Annotated in this window: 16 protein-coding genes; 9 read left to right on the top strand and 7 right to left on the bottom strand. The window is 41.9% G+C overall.

Features of this window, described 5'->3' with window-relative positions; all coding sequences use genetic code 11:
* Window positions 1–72 precede the first annotated feature (72 nt).
* Entirely contained in the window at window positions 73–678 is a 606-nt protein-coding gene (locus BUC07_RS02695; protein ID WP_073165174.1) for an OmpH/Skp family outer membrane protein, read from the bottom strand.
* Between the two features lie 235 nt (window positions 679–913).
* Here BUC07_RS02695 and BUC07_RS02690 point away from each other — a divergent pair, with 235 nt between their 5' ends.
* Window positions 914–1,825, top strand: coding sequence for a proline dehydrogenase family protein (locus tag BUC07_RS02690; protein ID WP_073165171.1), 912 nt, complete (start codon window positions 914–916; stop codon window positions 1,823–1,825).
* Window positions 1,826–1,881: 56 nt separating this feature from the next.
* Here BUC07_RS02690 and BUC07_RS02685 read toward each other — a convergent pair whose 3' ends face one another.
* Entirely contained in the window at window positions 1,882–2,451 is a 570-nt protein-coding gene (locus tag BUC07_RS02685; RefSeq protein WP_073165168.1) for a nitroreductase family protein, read from the bottom strand.
* A 292-nt stretch (window positions 2,452–2,743) separates the two neighbouring features.
* On the opposite strand from BUC07_RS02685, the gene BUC07_RS02680 reads away from it, so the two are divergent.
* Window positions 2,744–3,739 carry a GntR family transcriptional regulator gene (locus BUC07_RS02680; RefSeq protein WP_073165165.1) on the top strand — a complete coding sequence of 332 codons (996 nt, stop codon included), beginning with the start codon at window positions 2,744–2,746 and terminating at the stop codon, window positions 3,737–3,739.
* An 11-nt stretch (window positions 3,740–3,750) separates the two neighbouring features.
* Here the strand turns inward: BUC07_RS02680 and BUC07_RS02675 are convergent, their stop codons facing one another.
* Together BUC07_RS02675 and BUC07_RS02670 are read right to left on the bottom strand one after the other, a co-directional pair.
* Window positions 3,751–4,077: a type II toxin-antitoxin system PemK/MazF family toxin gene (locus BUC07_RS02675; protein WP_073165162.1), complete on the bottom strand. Its 327-nt coding sequence runs from the start codon at window positions 4,075–4,077 to the stop codon at window positions 3,751–3,753.
* The gene (locus tag BUC07_RS02670; protein ID WP_073165159.1) at window positions 4,064–4,357 is read right to left on the bottom strand and encodes a hypothetical protein; all 294 of its coding nucleotides are present in this window, start codon (window positions 4,355–4,357) and stop codon (window positions 4,064–4,066) included. Before BUC07_RS02670 ends, BUC07_RS02675 begins: the two co-directional genes overlap by 14 nt.
* Window positions 4,358–4,548: 191 nt before the next feature.
* On the opposite strand from BUC07_RS02670, the gene BUC07_RS02665 reads away from it, so the two are divergent.
* From BUC07_RS02665 to xylE, 3 genes are all read left to right on the top strand, one after another.
* On the top strand, window positions 4,549–6,033 hold the full coding sequence (locus BUC07_RS02665) for a xylulokinase (protein ID WP_073165156.1): 1,485 nt from the start codon (window positions 4,549–4,551) through the stop codon (window positions 6,031–6,033).
* Between the two features lie 114 nt (window positions 6,034–6,147).
* Complete coding sequence (gene xylA, locus BUC07_RS02660; RefSeq protein WP_073165153.1) at window positions 6,148–7,476, top strand: xylose isomerase; 1,329 nt, start codon at window positions 6,148–6,150, stop codon at window positions 7,474–7,476.
* A 135-nt stretch (window positions 7,477–7,611) separates the two neighbouring features.
* Window positions 7,612–9,000, top strand: coding sequence for a D-xylose transporter XylE (gene xylE, locus BUC07_RS02655; RefSeq protein ID WP_073165520.1), 1,389 nt, complete (start codon window positions 7,612–7,614; stop codon window positions 8,998–9,000).
* A 51-nt stretch (window positions 9,001–9,051) separates the two neighbouring features.
* Here xylE and BUC07_RS02650 read toward each other — a convergent pair whose 3' ends face one another.
* Window positions 9,052–9,633, bottom strand: coding sequence for a superoxide dismutase (locus BUC07_RS02650; protein ID WP_073165150.1), 582 nt, complete (start codon window positions 9,631–9,633; stop codon window positions 9,052–9,054).
* A gap of 561 nt (window positions 9,634–10,194) precedes the next feature.
* Between BUC07_RS02650 and BUC07_RS02645 the strand changes: the two genes are divergently transcribed.
* The 4 genes from BUC07_RS02645 (at window position 10,195) to BUC07_RS02630 (ending at window position 15,612) form a co-directional block, all read left to right on the top strand.
* Window positions 10,195–11,868 carry a substrate-binding domain-containing protein gene (locus BUC07_RS02645; protein ID WP_139279448.1) on the top strand — a complete coding sequence of 558 codons (1,674 nt, stop codon included), beginning with the start codon at window positions 10,195–10,197 and terminating at the stop codon, window positions 11,866–11,868.
* A gap of 94 nt (window positions 11,869–11,962) precedes the next feature.
* Complete coding sequence (locus tag BUC07_RS02640) at window positions 11,963–13,633, top strand: sensor histidine kinase (RefSeq protein WP_073165144.1); 1,671 nt, start codon at window positions 11,963–11,965, stop codon at window positions 13,631–13,633.
* Window positions 13,634–13,643: 10 nt separating this feature from the next.
* A complete protein-coding gene (locus BUC07_RS02635; RefSeq protein WP_073165141.1) occupies window positions 13,644–14,990 on the top strand; it encodes a sigma-54-dependent transcriptional regulator in 1,347 nt (448 codons plus the stop codon).
* A 70-nt stretch (window positions 14,991–15,060) separates the two neighbouring features.
* Window positions 15,061–15,612 (top strand): archaemetzincin family Zn-dependent metalloprotease, encoded by a 552-nt coding sequence (locus BUC07_RS02630; protein ID WP_073165139.1) that lies wholly within the window; start codon window positions 15,061–15,063, stop codon window positions 15,610–15,612.
* On the opposite strand, the gene BUC07_RS02625 is transcribed toward BUC07_RS02630, so the two are convergent.
* Together BUC07_RS02625 and rocD are read right to left on the bottom strand one after the other, a co-directional pair.
* Entirely contained in the window at window positions 15,607–16,395 is a 789-nt protein-coding gene (locus tag BUC07_RS02625; RefSeq protein ID WP_073165136.1) for a LexA family transcriptional regulator, read from the bottom strand. The genes BUC07_RS02630 and BUC07_RS02625 overlap by 6 nt on opposite strands.
* Before the next feature lie 164 nt (window positions 16,396–16,559).
* On the bottom strand, window positions 16,560–17,783 hold the full coding sequence (rocD, locus tag BUC07_RS02620; RefSeq protein WP_073165133.1) for an ornithine--oxo-acid transaminase: 1,224 nt from the start codon (window positions 17,781–17,783) through the stop codon (window positions 16,560–16,562).
* Between the last annotated feature and the right edge of the window lie 24 nt (window positions 17,784–17,807).

Below are 17,807 nucleotides of genomic sequence, written 5' to 3'. Positions count from 1 at the left end.
TGAAGCCTGCAATTTACACAAAAAAAATCCGGGAACTGATCCCGGATTATTAATGGTATTTTTCTTTAAAAATTAATCTTCCTGTTCGCCCGAGTAGCGTTCATTAAGTGCCTTCAGTACTTCGGCTGTAAGGTTGTTTGCTTCTTTTCCTATCAAAATTTCGGCACCGTTAAAAATGTAGTCGTATTTTTTATTTTGGTTGTACTCTTCGAGATAGCTCAGCAGGCTGTCTAAAATTTGCTCGTTGTTAGCAACCTGAATTTCATTGAGTTTTGTCGATAATTCCTGGTCGAGTTGCATAATTTCCTGTTCTTTGCCCACCAGGCGGTCGCGTTCCTGAATAGCCCTTTGTTCGGTCAGGAAACCTCCGCGTTGCAATTTCTCCTGAAAAGCAGCGGCCTCTCTTTCAAACGTCTCCCGTTTTGTGCCGTATTCCGAATTGTAAGCTTCCTGCTTTTTGGTGAATTCATCGTGCAGGTCCTGGGCAAGGTCGTAATTTAAAATTATTGAATCGGCTTTTACATAGCCAATTTTCAGTGATGCTCCGCTTTGTTCTGCAGCCAGTTCATCTTTTACAGCTTCTTTTACCGGCTCGTTTGTACCTGTAAAATGCAAAATGTACAAAACGGCCACTGCAACCAACGACACAATTCCAATTATTGAAGATGTTCCTTTCATTATCTGTTAGCTTTATTTGTTTTTAAAACGCAACAAAGATAATTTTTTCGGTTAAAAGCAACAGCGGTATCTGCTATTTTTTTCTTGACCTTAAAAGCAACTTACATTTAGTAAAATTTTTACTAAAACCTGTGTTAAATCATAACCTGGCACTGATAAACATCATTGAAATAGACAGATTACAAATTGTATTTTTACCATAATAAAACAATAATGTTGAACTTTAAAACTTAAAATGTTGAATAAACTAATTGCTAACGTTTTGCCCTACATGCCCGAAAAGCTGGTTTGGGTATTTTCGAAACGATATATTGCAGGTGAAACAATCGAGGAAGGTATCCTGGGGTCTAAGTTGCTCAACCAGCAAAGTATTGATGTAACAGTCGATTTGCTGGGCGAATTTATCCAAACAATGGATGAAGCCCTCGACAATAAAAACAAATACCTGGAGATAATTGAGCGCTTTACATCTGAAAAAATTACCGGCCATTTTTCGTTGAAACCAACCATGTTCGGGCTCTTAATCGATAAAGAGACCTGTTACAAACACATCCGCGAAATTGTTGAACTCGCCAGCAAAAAAGGAACATTTGTGCGTATTGATATGGAAAATTCGCAGTGTGTTGATCTGGAACTGGAGCTTTTTCGAAAACTATATCCTGAATTTCCTGCCCACGTGGGGTTGGTAGTGCAGGCCTATTTGCGCCGGACATTAAACGATTTAAAAGAACTGAATAAGTTGAATTCGGCTGAATATCCGATGAATTTCAGGCTGTGCAAGGGAATATATATTGAACCTGAAAAGATTGCCTACAAAAATTTCAGCGAAGTGCAGCAGCATTTTCTGGAAGACCTGGAATTCATGATTCAGAATAAAATGTACGCCGCAATAGCAACGCACGATAAATTTCTGGTTGATAAATCGCTTGAAATGATTGAGAAACACAATGTAGATAAGAGCATGTACGAATTTCAGATGCTTTACGGGGTAACACCCGATTTGCGGCAGTCAATTATCGATCAGGGGCACCGGATGCGTGTGTACGTTCCGTTCGGTAAACAATGGTTTAACTACTGCACACGCCGGCTGAAGGAGAATCCGAAAATTGCTCAGCATATAATAAAAGCTCTTTTTGTGAGAGGATGATTTTAAGGTTTAACAACTATGGAAAGGATGGTGCGGGCCATCCTTTTTTGTTGCAATTATTTTCTAATAATCAATTCATCCAGTGGTCGTTTGGGGACGTGGTGTACCTCATTCTTGTCGCGCCAGTACTTAATTTCGTTACCGGTTGCTGTTTCCAATTCAACCTTTTCAGCCGGCTTTCCGAGGGCAATCATCCACAAAATTTCAAGTGTATCGGGCAGTTTGAAGACTTTAGCCACTTTGCTCTTGTTTACCGTGCCAATAATACAGCCGCCAAAACCGTCTTCCACCGCACCGAGCAAGATGCTTTGAATAGCAATCCCGTCATCGCAGTGCACGCCATCTGCCAGCAATTTGTCTTTCAGAACGGCAATATAGGCCACCGGTTGTTCGCCTTCTGCCGGGCCGTTCCAATCTTTTAAATAACCGGCCCAGCCAAGGTGCGGAAATATGAGTTTATTCATTTCTTCGTCGGTGCTGATTGCAAATTTCAACGGCTGAAGGTTTCTTGCGCTTGGCGAAAAACGGGCCAGCTCTATCCATTTTTCAATATCATTGGGGCTTAATTTAACAGTGGAATCAAACCGCCGGTAGCTGCGGTTTTTCATTATCAGGTCGCGTATCATTTTTTATTGTTTATTTGTTTTGTGAGTTAAAGTTACAAATTGATTTTTGAAATCAGGAAATAACTATTATTTTTAAACTGAAAAAGGACAAGGGAAAGTTACCTGAATATAAGAAGTAATGCTGACCAAACTTAACCACTCAGAATGGGTAACTGCCCTTATCCTTTTTCTTTTAACGCCGCTTTCATTAATCTATTGTTTTGCCGGGTGCAAATGTCTGTTAATTCATATTAATTTTTAGATTTGTAGAACAGAACAGAACGGTTGCTGTTCTGGCATTTTAATTATTATTATGACAAATTTTAACTTCAAAATCGACGACAACTCCAATGTCCTGAAATTTCAGCAGCTGGTCGATACTATTGTGGATTCCATCAGCCGGAACCAGTTGAAAGAGGGCGACATGCTGCCATCGGTTAACCAGATAATGAAAGAGTGTCGGCTCTCGCGCGATACTGTTTTTAAAGCCTATGCCGAATTGAAAAGGCGGGGAGTGGTGGAATCGGTGCCTAACCGGGGGTACTTTGTTACTCAAAAAATTACAAAGGTTTTTTTGTTTCTCGACACGTTTAAGGCCTATAAAGAGGTTTTGTACGGTTCATTTCTGAAACACCTACCCAAAAATATCAGTGTCGATTTACATTTTCACCACTACAATATTGGTGTTTTCGAAAAAATTATTTTTGAAAGCCTGGGGAAATACAGCAAGTACATTATCATGAATTTCGATCATGAAAAAGTACCTGATATAATTCACAAAATTCCGGATGAACAGTTGCTTGTCATCGACTGGAAAGTACATGCAAAAAGTGAACAGTCGGCTGTATATCAAAATTTTGGCAAGCCTGTTTATTCCTGCTTTCAACAAAACCTGGAGCGCATAAAAAAATACATGCATTTTACCTTTTTTTATCCCCCCTTCACTTATCATCCAAAGGTGGCCATCGATTACTTCAAAAAATTCTGTACTGAGAATAAGATAGCACATTCCGTTGTTTTTGAACCGGAGAAGTTTGTGGTGAAAGAAGGTGGTCTGTATTTGCTGGTGAGCGACCGTACCCTGGCGTGGTTTCTCGATCAGTGTGCCGACAAAGGATTTGAGCCGGGGCGCGAAGCCGGGGTGATTTCCTACAACGAAACGCCCATGAAAAAGTATGTGAAAAACGGTATTTCAGTTATCTCAACCGATTTTGAACTAATGGGCCAGAAAGCGGCCGAATTTGTTACTTCGAATGAGCCGGTGCAGTTTGAGGTGCCCACAACGCTGAAATTGAGGTCGTCGCTGTAGTTTTTAGCATATTAACGGATCATTGCCACTAGTATCGATCTAAATTTATTCAATTCATTACCGGTTAATTTTCCCATAACGGTAATAACTTTTTCTCTTTTAACGGTAACAATCCGATCAGTTTTTACTACTGATTTAACGCGAAGGTTATTTTTCTCGCTTTTTGCTATAATGAATTCCCGGTCTGATATATTAGTAGGCACAACCGAACTGATTGCCGAAACAACGAGATCTTTATATTTATCTTTCGTTTCGGTAATTACAACAGCCGGTCTCACTTTTACCTGGGAAAGTTCGGAAAACGGAAAAGGAATGAGTACTATATCACCAATATTCATTATTTTTTTTCGAAGGTGTCAAATAATCCTGATAAATATCTTCTGCAGTATTTTCCCAGAAATCAAAACTATCCGTTTGAGCAGCAAATTCTCTGGAATCATTTTCTTCTTCCGGAATTTCTTCTATAAAAGTCACAACTACTTTGTAACTTTTTTTTTCTGAAACCGGGTCCGTAAGTTTAACCTCTTTCCCATTAAATATTCCACGTACTGCAAACATATTTATTCGTTTATGTTGTTGTGTAAAATTAAAACAAATTTTCATTTTTTTGAAATCCATACGCATTTAAATATTCCCTGAATTTGTAATTCATGCCAACGCATGAAAAAATTTGAATTGTTCAACTTTGTGGAAAACATGTTTTATAACATTTTTTTGTATTTTGATTCAACGTAATTTGCAGCTACTTTTGGTACCATACCAGAACAGAACAGTTCAACTTGAAATAGTAATCTAAATCATTATAAAACATGTACCTACTTGGATTTGATGTTGGAAGTTCTTCCGTAAAAGTGTCGCTTTTAAATGGTGAAACAGGAAAATGTGAAGCCACCTCTTTCCATCCGAAAGAGGAAATGAAAATTACCGCTGAACAACCCGACTGGGCCGAGCAAGATCCGGAATTGTGGTGGAAGAACCTGAAACTGGCCCTGGCCGATGTGTTGAGAGAGTCGCGTGTAAACCCTGACGACATTGAATCCATAGGGATTTCCTACCAGATGCATGGTTTGGTAATGGTGGACAAAAACCACGATGTAATTCGCCCGTCTATAATTTGGTGCGACAGCCGGGCGGCATCAATCGGCGATAAGGCTTTTGAAGAAATTGGCGGAGAACGCTGCTTGTCGAGCTTGCTGAATTCACCCGGTAATTTTACCGCATCGAAACTGAAATGGGTGAAAGATAACGAGCCGCAATTGTTTGAAAAAGTCTGGAAAATAATGCTCCCCGGCGATTATATTGCCATGAAGCTCACCGGCGAAGCTCAGACGACAATCGGTGGTTTGTCGGAAGGAATTATGTGGGATTTCAAAGAAAACAAACTAGCAAAGCTGCTTTTTGAAAATTACGGTTTCTCTGCCGATATCATTCCGGAAATTGTTCCCACATTTGCCAACCAGGGACAACTCACAAAAGAAGTCGCAGCAGAATTGGGCCTTTCCACAAAAACAAAAGTCAGCTACCGTGCCGGCGACCAGCCCAACAACGCACTTTCGCTGAACGTGCTGAATCCGGGAGAAATTGCGGCTACTGCCGGCACATCGGGTGTGGTGTACGGGGTGAGCGACGAAGTGAAGTATGATCCGCAATCGCGGGTAAATACATTTGCACATGTAAACTACAGCAAAGATGATCCGCGCCTCGGGGTGCTGCTTTGCATTAACGGCACTGGCATTCTGAATGCCTGGCTGAAGCGACAGGTTGGAGCAGATTTATCGTACGAAGCAATGAACGAACTGGCAGCAAAGGTTCCAATAGGTTCAAAGGGAGTAACAATTTTGCCATTTGGAAACGGAGCCGAGCGCGTGCTGAACAACAAAAATATCGGTTCGGTTTTCAGCGGAATCAATTTTAATATTCATGATAAAAGCCACCTGTTGCGCGCTGCACAGGAAGGCATTGTTTTCTCGTTTAAATACGGAATGGATACTATGCAGAATATCGGAATAAATGCCAAAGTAATCCGGGCCGGAAAAGCAAACATGTTTCTGAGCCCTGTTTTCAGAGATACGCTGGCTGGTGTTACCGGGGCAACCATCGAATTATACAATACTGATGGTTCGGTAGGAGCTGCCCGCGGTGCCGGAATCGGTTCGGGGTATTATGCGTCGCCGGCCGAAGCATTTTCAAACCTGAAAAAACTGGAAACTGTGGAACCCGATAGTTCGAAGAAAGCCGAATATGAAGCGGCTTATGAAAATTGGAAAGAAGTTTTGAAAAAATCAATTAAGTAAGATTTTGTTAGGGTTATCAGGTTTCGGTTAATAAACATTTATCAACCTGACAACCTCGACAACTTAGATAACAATGATAACAAAAGAATTATTCATTCATAAAAATTATACAAAATGGAAGTATTAAAAGGAAACAAAGAGTATTTTCCGGGCATTGGCCAGATTAAATATGAAGGTCCGGATTCAAGAAACCCGCTGGCTTTTAGGTGGTACGATGAAAACAGGGTAGTTGGCGGAAAAACACTGAAAGAACACCTGCGGTTTGCGGTTGCCTACTGGCATACCTTCTGCGGAACCGGCGAAGATCCATTTGGACCCGGTGCACAAGTATTTCCGTGGGACGGCGCTGCCGATCCGTTAGATGCAGCCAAAGAACGCATGGACGCTGCTTTTGAATTCATCACAAAAATAACTATTCCGCATTATTGTTTTCACGATGTGGACATGGCAGGTGGCGAAGGCTCGGTTTTCGATGTGGAGAAACGTCTCGGGAAAATGGTTGAAATTGCCAAACAAAAACAGGCTGCTTCGGGTGTGAAGCTGCTCTGGGGAACGGCCAACGTTTTTTCTGACCCACGCTACATGAACGGCGCAGCTACTAATCCCGATTTCAATGTGCTTACAAACGTGGCTGCACAAATAAAAAATGCCATTGACGCAACCATCGAGCTGGGCGGTACCAATTACGTATTTTGGGGCGGTCGCGAAGGTTACATGACTTTGCATAACACCGATACCAAACGCGAAATTGAACACCTGGCCAAAATGCTTTCGATGGCCCGCGATTATGGCCGGAAGCAAGGTTTTAAAGGTACATTTTTGGTTGAACCCAAACCCATGGAGCCAACAAAACATCAGTACGATTACGATGCGCAGACAGTTATTGGCTTTTTGCGTCACTATGGCCTCGATAAAGATTTTAAGCTGAACGTGGAAGTTAACCACGCCACCCTGGCCGGCCATACTTTTGCGCACGATCTGCGGATGGCTTCCGATGCCGGTTTGCTCGGTTCAATCGATGCCAACAAAGGAGATTACCAAAATGGATGGGATACCGATGAATTTCCAACTAATGTGTACGAAGTTACCGAAGCCATGATGGAAATCATACAGGCTGGTGGTTTCACCAACGGAGGTATTAACTTCGATGCAAAAACACGCCGGAATTCTACCGACATGGATGATATTTTTACAGCACATATCTCTGGAATGGACGTTTTTGCACGTGCCCTGATTATTGCTGATAAATTATTGAATGAATCGGACTATCTGGAAATGCGTAAAAAACGTTATGCTTCGTTTGACGGTGGCAGAGGCGCCGACTTTGAGGCCGGTAAACTTACACTGGAAGACCTCCATGAGATGGCAAAAGAAGTGGGTGAGCCCGAACGTATCAGTGGAAAACAGGAGCTGCTCGAGCAGATGATTAACTGGTATATTTAATTTTTAGTTTTAATTGGAGAGGAATACTTTATTTTCAGTATGTAGAAAATAAATTTGGTTAAACGAAGCCTGGTTTAATGTTTGGCCGGGCTTTCGTTTTTTATCAGTAAAACAGAGTTCAAAAAAATTATACTAATGAAGAATAACCGGTTATATATCATTGCAATAACTTTTGTTGCAACCCTGGGCGGGTTGCTTTTTGGGTACGATACGGCTGTAATATCCGGTGCTGAAAAATCAATCCAGGCCTATCTGGTCGAAAGCCAGGGGCTCAGTTCGCTGATACACGGCCTGACCACATCGAGCGCGCTCATTGGCTGTATTATCGGCGGTCTTTTGTCGGGCGTTCTGGCCTCTGCTGTTGGCCGGAAGAGAACACTTTTGATTGCAGCCTTTTTATTTTTTATTTCGGCAATGGGCTCCGGTTACCCGGAATTTCTCTTTTTTGAAAAGGGAGAACCTACAATCGGACTGTTGCTCATGTTTAATTTTTACCGGCTGATCGGAGGAGTCGGAGTCGGTCTGGCATCGGCAGTAAGTCCTATGTACATCGGCGAAATGGCTCCTGCTCATATTCGCGGACAATTGGTTTCACTCAACCAGTTTGCCATTATTTTTGGTATGCTGGTGGTTTATTTTGTGAACTGGGGAATTGCAAGCGGACAAACAATTGAATGGATAAACAGTATTGGCTGGAGGCGGATGTTTCTTTCGGAAACAATCCCTGCCGGCTTGTTCGGTATCCTGCTGTTTTTTGTGCCTGAAACGCCACGCTATTTGTCGCTTGCCAACCGCGACGACAAGGCACTGGAAATTCTGACACGTATCAACGGGGCAGAAAAGGCCAAACTGATTATGGCTGATATCAAAATTAGCCTGAGGCACCACTCATCACCAAAGCTGTTCTCTTTCGGAAAGAAAATAATTGTGATTGGGATTTTGCTTTCCGTTTTTCAGCAGTTTGTGGGCATTAATGTAGCGTTGTATTATGCCCCGCGTATTTTCGAAAGTATGGGGGCTGCAAAAGATGCATCATTGCTGCAAACTGTAATAATGGGGCTGGTGAATGTGATTTTCACGGTGGTCGCTATTTTTACGGTGGATAAATGGGGGCGTAAACCTTTGCTTATTGTGGGATCGGCTGGTATGGCAATAGGTATGTTTGCTATATCCGCACTGGCTTTCATGAAAATCATTGGAATTGGGACACTTGTGTTTATTATCATCTACACCGCTTCTTTTATGATGTCGTGGGGACCGATTACCTGGGTGTTGATATCTGAAATTTTCCCCAACAAAATCCGGGGGAAAGCAGTGGCTATTGCTGTTGCAGCGCAATGGGCAGCAAACTACTTTATCTCTTCCACTTATCCTGCAATGATGGAATTTAGCGGAGGTTTTACCTACGGATTTTACGGGCTGATGAGTATTATATCGCTCATCTTCGTTTGGAAAATGGTTCCCGAAACAAAAGGAAAAACGTTGGAAGAAATGGAAGATCTTTGGGAGAAGCCGAAAGATTAACGGCATAAAAAAACCGGAATTTCAATTTGAAACTCCGGTTTTTTTTCTGACTTATTTTGAATAGCGTTCTGAAATTACTTTCCAGTCAATAATTTTCCAGAAATCTTCGATGTATTTCGGACGCGCATTTTGTTTGTCGAGGTAATAGGCATGTTCCCACACGTCGCAGGTAAGCAGGGGCGTTTTGCTGTCACGCAGCGGATTGCCGGCATTGGCCGTTTGCACGATTTCGAGTTCACCTTTTTCGTTTTTTACCAACCATGCCCAGCCCGATCCAAACAACGTGGTTGCTGCATTCGAGAACTCTTCTTTAAATTTTTCAACGGAACCAAACTTTGCTTCAATTGCCTTTTTTAGTTCGTCTTTGGGCTCTTTGCAGCCGTCAGGATTAAACTGGAAGAAATAAAACGTGTGGTTCCACACCTGGGCTCCGTTGTTGAAAACCCCGCCGTCAGCTTTTTTGATGATTTCTTCAAGCGATGCATTTTCAAAGGGTGTTCCTTGTGAAAGATTATTTACTTTGGTAACATAAGCCTGGTGGTGCTTACCATAATGGAATTCTATGGTTTTTTCACTAATGTAAGGTTCCAGAGCATTTTTGCTGTAGGGTAATTTTGGTAATTCAAATGACATAATTTTTTAGTTTAAAAGTGAGTAATTGTTTTTTGTTTTTTCATAATGTTTAAACGTTTTGGTTGTTAAAAAGATTAGCTTTTCCGGTAATTTTAATTGAGTTTAAATAAACAGCTGCTCAATTGAAATTTCAATTATTTTATTTCAGCCACTAATCCATATTGCTTTGTTAATCAGTTTGATTGGTGGTGACAGGTTGGAAATGAATATTTTATTTCTGCTGTTCATCCTGAGTAATCTGACTGTTAGCTGTATTTTTATCATTTTGCCGAACCTCATAATTTGCTTAATTTTCCAAAATAGTGTTGAAATTTTATACAGCTGTATAAAAATTAAACAACAGGCTTAATTGCCTGCAGGTCAGTCTGAAAGTTTTAAAATGAAACTATGTGTAAATAATTTCAACAGTTTGTATTGATTAATTATTAAATTATTTTTAGTTAAATGTCTTATGGCTAGTGTTTTGTGTTGGTTTATCCCTTTGGTATTATAATTGGATTAGCGGTATTGAATAGTTTTTTTAAAACTAATTCATTTTTTGAAGAACTAAAAATTAGTGCCATGAAGAATAAAAATATTTTATACACCTGCCTGCTGATGATGCTTTTATTTGGGCCAACAGGCATAACAGCCCAAAATACCGCTGCTGATAAAATTTCAGTTCTGACAACACGCGATCTGGCAAATCTTACCGAAACGCTCACCAATGAATATTCCCGAACAAACCCGAGGATTACTTTTCAGTTTGAATCGGCTGAAGAATTTGATTTTAAAAAGTTAAAGAATAAAGAAATTGATTTGGCCTTTACTTCGGGTAAAGCGGACCTGGAAGTGGAGCAGTCCTTTTTAAAATTGTTAATTGGTCGCGAAATAGTTGTTCCAGTAATTAACGCTCAAAATCCATTTCTTGATGAAATTAAGGCGCAAGGTATTTCCGCTGCTCAATTAAGTGAAATTTTAACTGGTACCGAACCGGGCACCTGGGGCACTTTGCTGAGAAACAACGAAACTAATTCTGCTACGGTTTTTGTCGCTAATGAAGCTCCGGTATTTGATGCAATGGCTTCTTTTACCGACGTGATGCCTTCCGTTTTTCAGGAATTGACAGCACAACCAGCCAGTGAGCTGATTAAAATTATTCAGGAAGACAAATTTGCCATCGGTTTCTGCCGTTTGACTGATGTGCTGAATTCAGAAAAGGATGAACTAATTGCCGGCATCCGACTTTTGCCACTCGACCGAAACGGAAACAATGCGATTGATTTTACCGAGAAGATTTATGACAGCCTCAGCGATTTCAGGCGTGGAGTGTGGATTGGTAAACATCCGGGTGAACTTGTCAGGAATATCTATACCATCATGCCGGCTGTTCACCAAAACGAAAATTTAACCGATTTTGTGAGTTGGGTGTTAACCGACGGCCAGCAATTTATTGAAAATAACGGCTATAACGAGCTGGTCACTAATGAGAGACCTGCGAAACTTAATAAGCTTCATCCTCAACAACTTATTGTTGAGCCGGTTGGTGAACGCAAAGCAAATAACAGGGTAGCACTGTTCATTGTTGCTTTTTTTGCCGGAATCGGACTGCTCATATTTATTCCGCCCTTGTTGAGTTCTGGTGTGGAAGAAGGCATGAAAACTACCCCCGTGAAAATGCGTAAACCTCTTACCGAAAACTCGCTTCAGGTCCCGGAAGGGTTGTATTTTGACAAAACACACACCTGGGTATATATGGAAAGAGACGGAATCGTCAGATTGGGAATTGACGACTTTTTGCAACGTGTTACCGGAACTTTCACACGCATAAAAATGAAAAATCCGGGTGAGAAAATTAAAAAGAACGATCCGGTAATGACACTGATTCAAAATGGAAAACAGATTGTGCTTTATGCGCCTGTTTCGGGAACCATCCGGCAGATGAACGAATCGCTCATCGACAAACCATCGGTAATGAACAGTTCGCCGTTTAAAGAGGGCTGGGTTTATGCCATTGAACCTGCTAACTGGTTGCGCGAAATTAAGTTTTTAAAAATGGCACAGGATTACAGGGAGTGGATAAAAGGTGAGTTTGTCCGGCTGCGCGATTTTTTTGCCGAATCGGTGCCCTCATGTTTAACCGGCCATGTGATTTATCAGGATGGAGGTGAATTTTCTGATGCCGTTTTGCAGAACCTTTCTCCTGAAGTGTGGGAAGATTTTCAGAAGCATTTTATTGATGCTTCAAAACTATAAAGGAATTGAAAGACAGATGGTGATTTGTAGCAGAATTGCTGCTTTCGTAATATATAGCAAGTAGTTCTGCTGATGTGTTTATAAGAAAATCAAGATGACAAAATCGAAAAAGACGAACAAAAAACGAAATAAGTTAAAGTCATTTGCCTACAAATATTTGCGGTTTAAATCGTCGATATACGCGCGCGTGATTTACATAATCACCATTTTATCGTTTATCCTTTATTTTGCGTATGGTGCAATTTTTAATTCGGTTTACGGCGAATACCTCGACACAATAATCAGACAGCGTGGCAACGATATCGGTTCCATTATCGAAGGCTCGCTCTATTATTCCATGCTGAAAAACGATGACGATGCCCTTCAAAGCACCCTCGATATAATCAATAACATGTCGGGTGTTGATGAGGTAAATCTTTACGACCAGGATAACGATCTGGTTTATACTTCTGTGTATTCCGACACGCTTGTACACAGCGACCCGGATTGCAAGAGCTGTCACACTGATTTTAATGAAATGTTTCCGTACACCGAAAAAACGTACCGGATTATTGATTTCGAATCGGCCTGCAACATGAGTGTAACAAACCAGGGCCACCGGCAGTTGCTCATTCGTTCGCCCATTTTAAACGAACCCTCGTGTTACACCGCTGCCTGCCATGCCCACAGCCCCGATGAGGAAGTGCTTGGCTCGCTAATTATAAAAGTGCCGCTGAACTCCCTGGATTCGGCGGTTTCAAAATCGTCAACCGAATATTTTCTGCTGGCGGCATTGGCGACTTTTTTGCTGGTTGCTTTTTTAATTCTGTTTACCAACCGGAAAATTCGCAAACCCCTAAGCGCCATTTTAATAGCCAGTGAAGCAGTGGCCAGCGGCGACCGCAAACGTCGCCTGGAAATAAAACCCAACCTGCTCGACGATATGAAAATGGTTTCCCTGGCATTCAACAACATGCTCGATAATCTCGATTCCGCCAACAAAGAGCTCGAAAACTGGTCGCACCAGCTGGAATACAAAGTGCAAAAGAAATCGGAAGAACTTTCTGAAATTCAGAATGAATTAATTCATATTGAGCGAATTGCATCGTTGGGGAAACTTTCGTCGTCGGTGGCACACGAGTTGAATAACCCGCTTTCAAGTATATTAACTTACATTAAACTGATTTCGAAAAAAGTAAACCGGCTGGATTTGCATCCCGATAAATCAGAATCGTTGCTGAAACATTTGAGGGTGGTTGAATCAGAGACCAAAAGGTGTGGCGAAATTGTGAAAGGGTTGATGGATTTCTCGCGGAAAGACCAGGAAGATTTTTCAGATAACCACATGCACAATATTTTGAAAGAAACCTATGAGTTGATTGAACACCAGATGAAAATAAAAAATATCAACTTTTACACGGAACTGAATGCCGGTAACGATTTGGTTTACTGCAACGAAAACCAGATGAAGCAGATTTACCTGGCATTGCTCGTAAACGCATCGGAAGCTGTGGACGATAACGCTGAAATACTTATAAAAACGAGCAATCCTGACGACGAGCACCTGAAAGTTGATATAATTGATAATGGGGTGGGAATCTCACCCGAGGACATTTCACACATTTTCCAGCCATTTTTCTCGGCCAAAAGGCAATCGAGCGGAATTGGCCTTGGCCTGGCTATCGTTCACGGAATTGTGCAAAGCCACAAAGGGAAAGTGGATGTTGAATCGGAACAGGGAAAAGGAACAACGATGTCGGTAATTTTACCACTTGCAAAAAATTAAAAACTGAATAATGACAAACGCAATTTCACTTTTAATTGTTGATGACGAGGAATCGGTCAGAGATTCACTCTACAATTGGTTTATTGAAGATGGTTTTACGGTGAAGTGTGCCGAAAATGCAAAGGAAGCACTTACAATGCTCGAATCGGAAAACTTTGACATTATTTTGGCCGATATTAAAATGCCCGGCATGGACGGGCTGGAAATGCACCGGCGCATCAAAACACTGAGCCCCGAAGCCATTGTGATAATCATGACGGCTTTTGCATCGGTGGAAACAGCTGTTCAGGCACTTAAAGACGGAGCCTACGATTACATCACAAAACCATTCGACCCGGACGATCTGTCGCATTTAATCCGGAATGCCGCCACACAAATTGAGCAAAAGGCTGAGGCTGAAAATTTCAAGAATAAGGAAACGAACCTCGAAAACATCGAGGACATTGTAGGCAACAGCCAGTCAATGATGCAGGTACTCAAAGAAGTGGAGAATGTGTCGCAGTCCAACTCATCGGTGATTATTACCGGCGAAAGCGGGACCGGTAAAGAGTTGATTGCCAGGGCTATTCATTCCAATTCATCACGGAAATTTTTCCCGCTGGTCACGGTGCATTGCGGTGCTTTATCAGAAGATTTGCTCGAAAGCGAACTGTTTGGCCACGAAAAAGGTGCATTCACCGGTGCCATGTTCAACCGCAAAGGCCGCTTTGAAATTGCCGACGGCGGAACCATTTTCCTTGATGAAATAGCCACTATTTCAGGAAAAATGCAGATTGAACTGCTGCGGGTGCTCGAAACCAAAAAGTTTGTGCGCGTTGGCGGTAACAAGGAAATCAAGTCTGACTTCAGGGTAATTTGCGCCACCAACAGGGATTTGAAAAAGATGGTGGAACAGGGCACTTTCAGGGAAGACCTCTACTACCGACTGAATGTGGTCAATATTAATATTCCGCCACTGCGCGAACGGCCCGGGGATATTTCGCTGCTGGTAAACTATTTCATAAAAAAATACTGTACCAATATGAGCCGCGATCTCATTTCCATTGAACCTGCGGCCATGAAACGGCTGGAGCAGTACGATTTTCCGGGAAATGTGCGCGAGCTGGAAAATATGATTGAACGTGCCATTGTGGTAGGAAACGGGAAAGAAATCAGGCTGAAAGACCTGCCCATGAAAACGAATGCGCCGGTTGATTCTTCCGAAAGCCTTTCGGAACTGGAGAAGAAACACATTTTGCAAACACTCAATAAATTTGACTGGAACATCAGCCGGTCGGCTAAAGTGCTGAAAGTTGACCGCGTTACATTGTACAATAAAATTAAAAAATACGACCTTAAAAATCCGAACGGGAAATAATAAATTTTCTGCATAAAGTTACCGGAGGGGTTACAAGAATTGATTTTCATTATTTGTAAAGAATTATTTTTTGAGTAAACAGCGTATATTATTCATTTCATTCGGGCAGTTTGGGAGCGATTTTTTGGAGAAAGTTGCTGCCGCTGTTAAATCTGAATTTGGGGTACCTGTAGGTTTCGATATTAATTACGGTGTGCTTACCCACTTTTATGATCCCAGCCGCCGCCAGTACAATGCCAACGAGCTCATCAAATTTATTCATGAAAAATATGGTAACAACGGCGCGAAAACCATCGGGCTTTTCCAGGTCGATTTGTTTATTCCCATTCTTACGTTTGTTATAGGGCAGGCTGTTTACAAGGGAAACGCGGGAATTGTTTCGCTGTACCGTCTGAAGAATGAACTTTACGGAATGAAAAAGGATGAAAATCTGCTTTTTGAACGATTTTGTAAAGAAATTATCCATGAGCTGGGGCACACCTTTGGTTTAACACACTGCACCTCTCCGGTTTGTGTGATGCGGTCGAGCACCTACATTGAAGACGTGGATGAGAAAAATGCCCGGTTTTGTGCCTCATGCAAAAAACAGCTGGATCAGGCACTCCACGAAGAGCCGTCATAATTTCTCTTTTATGCTTTTTAGTTCCTGTTTTATCTGTTCAATCTGGCTGAACAGCTGGCTGGAATCGTTCGGTTCGGGAAACTCATCCGAAATGTAATGCACAAACTTCCACACTTCACGTATTTCGCTGGCGGGTAAATCGTAGGGAGTATATTCGGTGTTGGTTGAAATCATCCGGAACGTTCCTTTTTCTTTCAATTCATTCACCACTTTTTTAAAAACAATTCCCTCGTTCAGAGTGAGAATTATGTACAGGCCGTTGTTTTTTACAGCGCTGAAATCCTGAACAAATTCACCGGTTACCCAGCTTTTATCTTTTATGGGCAACATGGAATCTCCTGAAATCTGAAATGTTCTGTACTTTTTGTTTTTGGACAAAAACGGGAGTTGAAAAGCCGGAAGCCCGGCAATGAATTCCGGATCGAAATACCCGGTGGTGTAACCGGCTTTTGCTTTTATGGAAACCAGCTCCACGTTGTCTTCATTCTGCGGGTTTACTGTTGTGGCAAGCACTCTCAACTCGTTGCCCTTCACAAAAATATCACTTCCGTTTTCAATGGTTTGCAACTGGCTTTCCCTGAGCAAAGAAAGATCGATCCGTAGAAGCGTATCAATTGAAATATGAAAGAAATCGGAAATGGCAATCAGAATATTAACCGGAGGGGTAATTTTCCCGTTTTCGTAGTTATTTATATTTGAGCGCTTAATTTCAAGACACGTGGCCAAGTCATTCTGCGTTAGTCCTTTTCGCTTCCGTAAAACTTTGATATTTGATGATAGCATTATTTTTACTTTTAAAAAGATTATAATTCAATCTGATAAATTGATTTTATTGTAGTCAAATCTATAAAAGATTACTGATGAAAGCAATAAAAAATCGCCACACTTTTAAAAATGTGACGATTTTTTGAATGTCTTATCGGGACAGCAATCCGCTGACTTTGAAGTTAAATTCCCATCTCTTTAAATGTTGTTTTGATAATGCCGATGGCTTCCATCATTTGCTCTTCGGTAATAACCAGTGGTGGGGTGAAGCGAATAATATTCTCATGGGTAGGTTTGGCAATCAGGCCATTTTCTTTTAAGGCCAGGCAAACATCCCACGCCGATTTTCCCTGAGTTGGCTTAATGGCCACGGCATTCAGCAATCCTTTTCCTCTTACCGTTTCAATCATTTCTGATTTTATTGATTTCATTTCCTTCCGGAACAGCTCCCCAAGTCTGTCGGCATTTTCAGCCAGCTTTTCTTCCCGGATTATGTCGAGCGCCGTCATGGCAACTTTCCCGGCAATGGGATTTCCTCCGTAGGTGCTGCCATGTTCTCCTGGTTTTATGGTGAGCATCACTTCGTCGTCGGCAAGTACGCACGAAACCGGGTAAACACCACCCGAAAGTGCTTTTCCCAAAACGAGGATGTCGGGGCGCACATTTTCATGGTCGCAGGCCAGCATTTTGCCGGTGCGTGCCAGGCCGGTCTGGATTTCATCGGCCACAAACAACACATTGTATTTTTTACACAGTTCCGAGGCCTTTTTCAGGTAACCGTCTTCAGGCACATAAACGCCTGCTTCGGCCTGGATGGGCTCTACCAGAAAACCTGCCACATTCGGATCTTTTAATTCTTCCTCCAGCCGTTCCAAATCGTTGTAAGGAATATTTACAAAACCGGGCGTGTAGGGGCCATAATGATTTCGTGCATCCGGATCTGAAGACATGGAAACAATGGTGATGGTACGCCCGTGGAAATTGCCGTCGCACACCACAATTTTGGCTTCGTTTTTCGGAATTCCTTTTTCTTTGTATGCCCACTTGCGCACCAGTTTGAGCGCTGTTTCATCTGCTTCTGCACCTGAATTCATGGGCAACATGCGGTCGTAACCAAACAGTTTGGTCATGTATTCTTCCCAGTCGCCCAGCACATCGTTGTAAAAAGCGCGCGAGGTGAGCGCAAGTGTTGAAGCTTGTTGGGTAAGGGCTTCGATAATTTTTGGGTGGCTGTGTCCTTGGTTTACAGCAGAATAGGCCGCCAGAAAATCGTAATAGCGTTTCCCTTCCACATCCCACACAAAAATGCCTTCACCCCTCGATAACACCACAGGCAGGGGGTGGTAGTTGTGGGCGCCAAATTTTTCCTCTTTGGCTATGTAATCTTTTGATGATAATTTTGACATGATAGATTTTTTAAAATTTGGTTG

The organism is Tangfeifania diversioriginum (assembly GCF_900141875.1).
GTDB classification, from domain to species: Bacteria; Bacteroidota; Bacteroidia; order Bacteroidales; family Prolixibacteraceae; genus Tangfeifania; species Tangfeifania diversioriginum.
This window is presented reverse-complemented; position numbering and strand designations above follow the sequence as displayed.